This is a genomic window from Hyphomonas sp. UBA3601 (assembly GCF_002375605.1).
Taxonomy (GTDB): Bacteria; Pseudomonadota; Alphaproteobacteria; order Caulobacterales; family Hyphomonadaceae; genus Hyphomonas.
Window position 1 is genome coordinate 7,281 of record NZ_DFME01000146.1, and the last position, 5,656, is coordinate 12,936.

General features: G+C 60.7%; 5 protein-coding genes. 4 read left to right on the forward strand and 1 reads right to left on the reverse strand.

Annotated elements, in window-relative coordinates:
* The 4 genes from ftsA to B4F73_RS16450 form a co-directional block, all read left to right on the forward strand.
* A partial coding sequence (gene ftsA, locus B4F73_RS16435; protein ID WP_290483812.1) for a cell division protein FtsA occupies positions 1-973 on the forward strand: 973 nt, incomplete at its 5' end.
* A gap of 91 nt (positions 974-1,064) precedes the next feature.
* Positions 1,065-2,519: a cell division protein FtsZ gene (gene ftsZ / locus B4F73_RS16440; protein WP_206991406.1), complete on the forward strand. Its 1,455-nt coding sequence runs from the start codon at positions 1,065-1,067 to the stop codon at positions 2,517-2,519.
* 171 nt (positions 2,520-2,690) lie between these two features.
* A complete protein-coding gene (gene lpxC / locus B4F73_RS16445) occupies positions 2,691-3,614 on the forward strand; it encodes a UDP-3-O-acyl-N-acetylglucosamine deacetylase (RefSeq protein WP_290483813.1) in 924 nt (307 codons plus the stop codon).
* 101 nt (positions 3,615-3,715) lie between these two features.
* Positions 3,716-4,555 carry an outer membrane protein assembly factor BamD gene (locus tag B4F73_RS16450; RefSeq protein WP_034815037.1) on the forward strand — a complete coding sequence of 280 codons (840 nt, stop codon included), beginning with the start codon at positions 3,716-3,718 and terminating at the stop codon, positions 4,553-4,555.
* Between the two features lie 12 nt (positions 4,556-4,567).
* Here B4F73_RS16450 and ligA read toward each other — a convergent pair.
* On the reverse strand, positions 4,568-5,656 hold a 1,089-nt coding region (gene ligA, locus B4F73_RS16455), incomplete at its 5' end, for an NAD-dependent DNA ligase LigA (RefSeq protein ID WP_290483814.1).

Here is a 5,656-nt window from a genome sequence, read left to right on the forward strand (position 1 = left end):
CACCGAGATCGGCGCCCGCGAGGTGACCCCCAAGGACATCCGCCGGGTTCAGGCTCAGGCCATGGCGCAGATCTCAACCAAGGGCTCCGATGTGCTTGCTGCCTGGCCGGTTGCCTATCGCGTGGATGCGCAGGAAGGCGTGCGTGAGCCCGCCGGGATGTACGCAGACACACTCGGCCTGATGCTGTCTGTGGTCACCGCGCCTAAGTCCATCGTCCGGAATCTGGTCGAATGCGTCGGCCGCGCGCATCTCAGCGTAGATGCCCTGATCCCCTCCTCCATTGCCAGCGGTGCAGGCACGCTGATCGACGACGAAATCGAGAATGGTGCCATCTGTATCGACATGGGCGCCGGCGTCACGGCGGTCTCGGTCTATCTGAACGGCTCGCCCGCATGGCTTGGCCTTATCCCGGCTGGTGGCACACATGTGACCTCCGATATCGCGCAGGGCATCGGCACGACATTCGCCGCCGCCGAGCGCCTCAAAAGTGTCTATGGCACCGCCAATCTCGAAGGCCCGGGCCTGGCAGAACGGATTGAGGCCCCTCGCCTGGGTGATGATGGCCGTCTGCAAGCCACCCGGATGGAACGGGGCAAGCTCGCTGAAATCATCGCGCCGCGCGTCGAGGAAATTTTCGAATATGTTCAGCAAACCCTGCAAGGCAGTGGTGTACGCAAAGTACTGCCGCGCCGCGTGGTGCTGACCGGCGGCGCGAGCCAGTTGCCGGGCGTTCGCGACGTCGCCACGCGCATCCTTGAAGCGCAGGTGCGGCTCGGCCGTCCGACAAATGCTGAGTTCCTTGGCGAAACACTGGGAACACCAGCTTTTTCTACAGCTTCAGGTCTGCTACTGTATCCCGAGTTGGGGTTCGCAGACGCAGTACGGGCTGGCATTGCGTCAAAGGAATACGGAGCAGAAGCCCGAAGCGGAGCCGTGAACAAGGCGTTCCATTGGTTGAAAGAAAATTTCTGATACCAATCGCGAATCACTTAACCGCTTCTTAGCTGCAACGCGTCATTTTAGCGCTTCAGCATGGCTTATGGCGGTAAGGTGAGGACGACGAATGACACATGAACTCAAGCCCAGGATCCTGGTCTTTGGTGTTGGCGGTGCCGGAGGCAATGCCGTCGACAACATGATCGAGGCAAACCTGCAAGGTGTCGAGTTTATCGTTGCCAACACTGACGCTCAGGCCCTTTCCCGTTCCAAAACGGAAAACCGCATCCAGCTCGGCCCGGAAACGACCTCTGGCCTTGGCGCAGGCGCCCGCCCGGACATTGGCGCGAAAGCCGCCGAAGAATCCATGGATGAGATCCGCGAGCGCCTCGAGGGCGCCCACATGGTCTTCATCGCCGCGGGCATGGGCGGCGGAACCGGAACCGGCGCAGCCCCGGTGATTGCGCGGGCCGCGCAGGAAATGAACATTCTGACCGTCGCCGTGGTCACCAAGCCGTTCAGTTTTGAAGGCACGCGCCGCATGACCTTTGCGGAAGAAGGCCTCGCTGGCATCCAGAAATACGTCGACACGATGATCGTCGTGCCGAACCAGAACCTTTTCCGCATCGCGAACGACCGTACGACCTTCGCCGAAGCCTTCCGCATGGCAGATGATGTGCTGTATTCCGGTGTCCGTGGCATTACCGATCTGATGGTCATGCCCGGCCTGATCAATCTCGACTTCGCCGATGTCAGCTCGATCATGCGCGGCATGGGCGCAGCCATGATGGGCATGGGCGAAGCCGAAGGCGAAAACCGCGCTCTCGAAGCTGCCAAGCTGGCCATCGACAACCCGCTGCTCGACGATATTTCGATGCGCGGCGCCAAGGGCGTGCTGATCAACATTACCGGCGGCTATGACATGACGCTGTTTGAACTCGACGAGGCCGCCAATGAGGTGCGCCGCGAGGTCGACCCGGATGCAAATATCATTCTGGGGTCTGCCTTCGATACCGAACTTGAAGGCAAGATCCGCGTCTCCGTCGTCGCCGCAGGCGTCGATGCCGTGATGCCATCTCTGAAGCAGGATGCACCGGTCGCAGAGACTGTGCGCCAGCCCATCGCAGAGCCGATTGAGGAAGAGCATGTGGAGCCCGTCGCCGAAGTCGAATCGGAGACCGAAGTGGAAGTGGCTGCAGAAGAAGACGATCGCCCGAAAGTGATCCTGCATCATGCCTCCCCGCTCCGTTCAGGCGATGTCGATCCGCGGGACGACTTCACGGGACAGTCCCTGCCCGCAGAACATTTTGAAGGCAGTGAAGGCGAAGACCAGATCCAGGCCGACGCCGTTTTCAGCAAGCAGACCGAAGCTCCGGCCGAGGAAGACGGCCGCCCGAGTCCGTCCGGCTTCTCGAACCTTTTCGGCTGGCGCCGCGGCGCTCAGGGCGAGAATGATCACGCTCCGTCTGCCGAATCCGGCTCACAAATCGTGTCCTCTCCGGACGATCACCCCGAACCCGCCCCGTTCGATGATGCAGACCTCGAAATACCGGCCTTCCTGCGCCGGTCGGCCAATCACTGATTTCACATTCGATTGCAGTCTCAGCGACCGCGAATTGTTACAATAAATCACCAATGATTACAGGGCGGAGGCGGGTGTCTTCGCCCGCTTTGTAATACGCCGAAACAACCCGTGTTTTGTATCCTGGAGACATACACCCCAAACTAAACTCCGAAACTGGAGGTTGGTGTGTTGTCCGGTAGTGTAGAATTTCAACAAACGATCGCGCGGCCTGCAGTATGTGCAGGTGTCGGTGTGCATAGCGGCAAGAAGGCAAAGCTCGTCCTGAAGCCTGCCCCTGCTGGCACAGGTGTCGTTTTCCGCCGGACCGACGTGAAAAGCGGCGATACCGCCATTCAGGCCGATGCCGAATACGTCTCCGACACCCAACTCGGCACCACGCTGACCAATGATGATGGTGTCTCTGTGGCAGTGGTCGAGCATTTGATGGCCGCACTCGCGGGCATGGGCATCGACAATCTCCTCATCGAAATCGACGGGCCGGAAGTGCCGATCATGGACGGCTCCTCGGCAGTTTATTGTGAACTGTTGATGCAGGCTGGCCTGCAACGCCAGTCCGCGCCGCGCCGCCGCATTCGCATCCTGGAAGCGATCGAGATTGAAGACGGCCCGAAGCGGGCACGCCTGTCGCCTTCCGACGACAAGTTTCTGACGCTCAATGCGCGCATTGAATATGACGACTCGTTGATCGGCGTGCAGGAGATGGCGCTTAAACTCGCGCCAGGCATGTTTGCCCGCGACCTGGCCTTTGCCCGCACCTACGGGTTTGCGCGCGATGTGGATATGCTGCGCTCGATGGGCCTTGCCCGGGGCGGGTCGCTGGAAAATGCGGTTGTTGTGGACAATGGTGAAGTCATAAATCCTGAGGGCTTGCGCTCAGAGGACGAATTCGTGCGTCACAAGATGCTTGATGCCGTTGGCGACATGATGCTGGCGGGTGCACCGATTGCCGGGATTTATGAAGCGGTTCAGCCCGGTCACTCGATCAACAATCTGCTGGTCCGCAAGCTGCTCGATACGCCTTCAGCCTGGTGCTGGGAAACCGATACGGCAGACGCAACCCGCATAGACACGCGCCGGTCGGCCGCCGTCTGAGGCGTTGCCCCGCCGATCCCTGAGAAACCTGCTTGGAAAACCCCGCTGGTTCGCGCTAAGCAGGTAGCCAGATCATCACAGCAGAAAGCGCCTGCCCTGCCATGCGACTGTCCTCCAAGTTCCCGATCCTCCTCATTGCCACTGCAGCCCTCACGCTGACGGCGTGCCAGTCGCGCGACAAGCGCCGTCAAGAACTGGCCTATGTCGAACGCCCCGTGGAGGCGCTCTACAATCAGGCGGCTAGCGAACTCGACAAACGCGACTTTGATCAGGCGGTCCTGCTGTTCAACGAAGTCGAGCGCCAGCACCCTTATTCTGAATGGGCCCGCCGCTCGATGGTCATGACGGCTTTCGCCCATTATCAATCCCGCAATTATGACGAAGCGATCAGTGGCGCCCAGCGCTATCTTGCGCTTCATCCTGGCGGCTCCGAGGCCGAGTATGCGTATTACCTGATTGCGGCGAGCTACTTCGACCAGATCACGGATGTCGGTCGAGATCAGGCAACAACGGAACGCGCGCGTGATGCCTTGGTGGACGTGGTCCGCCGATTCCCAGACAGCCAGTATGCCCGTGATGCCAGTGTGAAGCTCGACATGGTTCGCGACCAGCTGGCTGGCAAGGAAATGACGGTTGGCCGCTGGTATTTGCGTAACAATCAGACCCTGTCTGCGGTCAATCGCTTCCGCACGGTCGTGAAGACCTATGACACGACCTCTCACGCCCCCGAGGCATTGCACCGTCTGGTCGAAGCCTATCTGACGCTTGGCCTGCGGGATCAGGCGCTCGCGGTCGGATCGACGCTTGGCTACAATTATCCCAATAGCGATTGGTACAAGATGAGCTATCGCTTGCTGACCAATGAAGGGCTGGACCCTGAAGCGCTGGACGCCGAGACCCGCCGCACCCTGTTGCAGCGGATTATTCCCGGCGGCAAATAACCGCCCGGCGGATCAGCCGCCGATCAGTTCAAACCATTCGTCTTCTGTCAGCGTCTGAACGCCGAGGCTTTCGGCTTTTTTCAGCTTTGAGCCCGCGCCCGGACCGGCGACGAGGATGTCCGTCTTCGCCGAAACAGACCCCGACACTTTTGCACCCAGCGCATTGGCTCGCGCCTTGGCTTCGTCGCGCGTCACCCGCTCCAGTGTGCCCGTGAAGACAATCGTCTTGCCGGCGACAGGGCTGTCCGATGAGGCAGCTTCTTCGGCTTCGACGCTGATTTCTTCAAGCAACGCGCTCAGCATGTCGCGATTGTGGGGCTCCGCCTCGAAATCGACGAGCGCGCCCGCCGCCGCCTTGCCGACGCCATCAATGCCAGTGAGTTCCGCAAAGGATTCGGATTCCTGTCCGCCTTCGGCTGCGCGCACGACCGTTTCCCAGAAAGGCGCCCAATTCAGGAAATGCCGGGCATAGAGCTGGGACGTGGTCTGGCCGACATGGCGGATGCCGAGCCCGTTGAGAAAGCGCGCAAATGGCACAGTCCGGCGCGCATCGATCGCGTCGAACAATTTCTTCGCTGAGGCTTTTCCGAAGCCTTCCCATTCTTCAAGTGGCGGCAGGCCTTCCGCCTCAATGCGCGCGGCCAATCGGAAAATGTCCTGCGGTGCTTTCACCACGCCCTTCTCCTGAAAGAGCTGGACCTGTTTCGCGCCGATGCCATCAATGTCGAGCGCCTTGCGGGAGACGAAATGCTTCAGTCGCTCGACTGCCTGCGCCGGACAGACGAGCCCGCCCGTGCAGCGACGGCGCACATCGGCCTCGCCCTTGTCGTCGATTTCGCGCACAGCGGCCGATCCACAGACCGGGCACGTGTCCGGCATATGCCAGACCTTGCCGCCGCCATCCTGCACCACGCGCAGGACTTGCGGGATGACATCCCCTGCCCTCTGGATTTCGACCGTATCGCCGGGTTTCACGCCAAGGCGTTCAATTTCGTCTTCATTGTGAAGCGTTGCATTCGAAACCACGACGCCGCCAACCGTAACCGGGGCCAGGCGCGCGACCGGCGTCAGCGAGCCTGTGCGGCCGACCTGAATGTCGAT